This window comes from Collinsella ihumii (genome assembly GCF_900046475.1).
Classification (GTDB): domain Bacteria; phylum Actinomycetota; class Coriobacteriia; order Coriobacteriales; family Coriobacteriaceae; genus Collinsella; species Collinsella ihumii.
On record NZ_FCOU01000021.1, the window covers coordinates 1 to 2,627 of the forward strand.

The following is a 2,627-nucleotide window of genomic DNA, read 5'->3' on the forward strand; positions in this document are numbered from 1 at the left end:
TTCCCGCCTTGTGCCCGACGCGGCTCACGACGCTTTTCCTCACGGTGAACTCGCGGTAGCGCTTGCAGAAGCGGTCGTAACCCATCGACGCCTCGCCCCTCGCGGAGCACGCGTCCCGGTACTCGGCTGTGTTTGATAACGTCTGACTTGCGGATTTGATCACCCGGAGCTTTCGGGAATGGTCACGAAAAACTTTCGGGTTTGGGCATGGGCACGCCGACCATCCCCAACGGGGCCTAACGTTGTCGCTGCTACGGTTGCGACGATGGGAGGCCGGGAAGGAAATGATCGGCGTGGACAAGATCGACGATATCAGAAGGCTCGGGAGGGGCGGGGCGAGCGTCGCCTCGATCGCCCGGGAAACCGGGGTCTCCGAGCCCACGGTGAGGAAGTACCTGAGGGAGACCGACCTCTGCGAGCCGCCGCCGGCGGTCGGCAGGGCGCCCGAGTCGCCCCTGCTCGAGCCCTTCGCGGCGCTGGTCGATTCGTGGCTGCTCGAGGACAGGCGCTGCTGGTACAAGCAGCGCCACACCGCGAAGAGGGTCTTCGACCGGCTCGTCGCGGAGAAGGGCTTCGAGGGCTCGTACTCGACCGTCAGGAGGTACGTGAGGAGGAGGCGCGAGGAGCTCGCCGCCGAGCTCGACGCCCGCGAGGCGCAGGGGTTCCTGCTGCTCGACTGGCTCCCGGGCGAGTGCCAGGTCGAAGTCGGGCAGGCCGACTTCCGCGTGCGAGGCGTCGTCACCCGCGGCCACTTCCTCGTGGTCACGTTCCCGCGCTCAAACGTCGGGCTCGCGCAGGTCTTCTGGGGCGAGACCGCGGAGTGCGTCTGCCAGGGGCTCCGCGACGTCTTCGAGTTCCTCGGGGGCGTGCCGCTGCGGGCCGTGTTCGACAACGCCACCGAGGTCGGCCGCAGGGTCGGCGCCGAGATGAGGACCTCGGCGCTCTTCCGCCGGTTCGCCGCGCACTACGGGCTCGACTACAGCTTCACCAACCCCTACTCGGGGAACGAGAAGGGCTCCGTGGAGAACAAGGTCGGGACGCTCAGGCGCAACCTCTTCGTCCCGGTCCCGCAGGTCTGGGACGTGAAGGCCTACAACGAGCGGCTGCTCGGGACGTGCCTGGCGCTCTCGGACGGCAAGCCGCACTACCGCAAGGGCGCGAGCGAGTCCGAGCTCTTCGGGGACGACCGCGCCGCGCTCTCGCCGCTGCCCGCGGCTCCGTTCGCGTGCGTGACGTGGCTCACCAGGAGGTGCGACAAGCAGGGCTCGTTCAGGGCGGGCGGCGAGCACCGCTACTCGGCGGGGCCCGTCAACGCCTCCCGCGAGGTCGCCGTCGCGATGGGCGCCTTCGACGTCACGGTCGTCGGCGCCGGAGGCGAGGTCGTCGCCGAGTACCCGCGCGAGTGGGGCGACGCGCCGACGGACTCCGCCGACCCAATGCTGCAGCTGAGGCTGCTCTGCGTGCGCCCCGGCGGCTGGCGCGACAGCGTCGTGCGGGGGTCCCTGCCCGAGCAGCTCGTGGCGTTCCTCGACTCGGAGTCGCCCGCCGACCTCGGAGCCGACCTCAGGGCGCTGCGCGACGTGAGCGCCAGGCGGGGCTGGGCGGCGACCGTGGAGGGCGCGCTGAGGTCGCTCGGGGCCACGTGCGGCGTCGACGCCGCCACCCTGGAGCTCGCCGCCGCTAGGGCGGCCGCCGGCGACGCGCTCGTCGAGTACGACGAGCCGGTCGACCTCGCGGGGTACGACCGGGCCTTCGAGCTGCTGGAGGGGGGCGCCGCCAGTGCCTAGGATCCCGGACGCCGAGCGCGAGGAGTTCTCCTCGCGCGCCAGGTCGCTGTTCATATCGAAGGCGACGATAGCGTGGTTCCTCGAGACGGCGACCCCGGGCCAGCTCGCCGCGTGCTCGGGGATGCTCGCGCGCGAGCTCGAGTCCCGCGAGCGGTCGAAGCGCGCCCGGCTGCTGCGCCAGGCCCGCTTCCCCGTGCCCAAGGCCGTGGAGGGGTTCGACTGGTCCAACGTGCGCTTTCCCGAGGGCTGGGGCCGAGACGAGATGCTCTCGCTCGACTTCGTGGAGCGCGCCGAGGACCTCGTCTTCCACGGCCCGACCGGCCGCGGCAAGACGCACGTGGCGACGGCCCTCGGCATCGAGGCGACCCGGCGCGGGGTGCCCGTGCGCTTCTTCCAGACGGCGGCGCTGGTGCTGCAGCTCGGCAAGGCGAAGCGCGAGGGGACGCTCGACAGGCTGCTGGCGGACGTCGGCAGGGCCGAGCTCGTGATCCTCGACGAGTTCGGCTACGTCCCCTTCGACGTCGACGGCGCGCGCCTGCTCTACCAGGTCATATCCGACTCTTACGAAAGGAGGAGCATAGTGTTCACCACGAACGTCGAGTTCAGCCGGTGGGGCACGGTCTTCGCGGACGACAAGCTCGCCGCCGCGATCGTGGACCGCGTCGTCCACCACGGCAGGCTCGTCGAGTTCGGCGGCCCAAGCCACCGTCTCGAGGAGTCACTCATGCTGGGCAAGTCGGGAAGCTAGCGGCGCGCCCGTGACCGAACCCGAAAAAGTTGCGTGCCCAAACCCGAAAGTTTTCCGTGATCATTTCAGAAAGACGGACTTGACCAAACACA

General features: G+C 70.0%; 2 protein-coding genes. Both read left to right on the forward strand.

The genetic code is table 11. The annotated features are described in order from the left end of the window. Positions 1–293 precede the first annotated feature (293 nt). Positions 294–1,787, forward strand: a complete 1,494-nt coding sequence (gene istA, locus BN3789_RS12065) for an IS21 family transposase (protein WP_066834720.1) — start codon at positions 294–296, stop codon at positions 1,785–1,787. After that, positions 1,780–2,535, forward strand: coding sequence for an IS21-like element helper ATPase IstB (gene istB, locus BN3789_RS12070; protein WP_079989156.1), 756 nt, complete (start codon positions 1,780–1,782; stop codon positions 2,533–2,535). Before istA ends, istB begins: the two co-directional genes overlap by 8 nt. Positions 2,536–2,627: the final 92 nt, after the last annotated feature.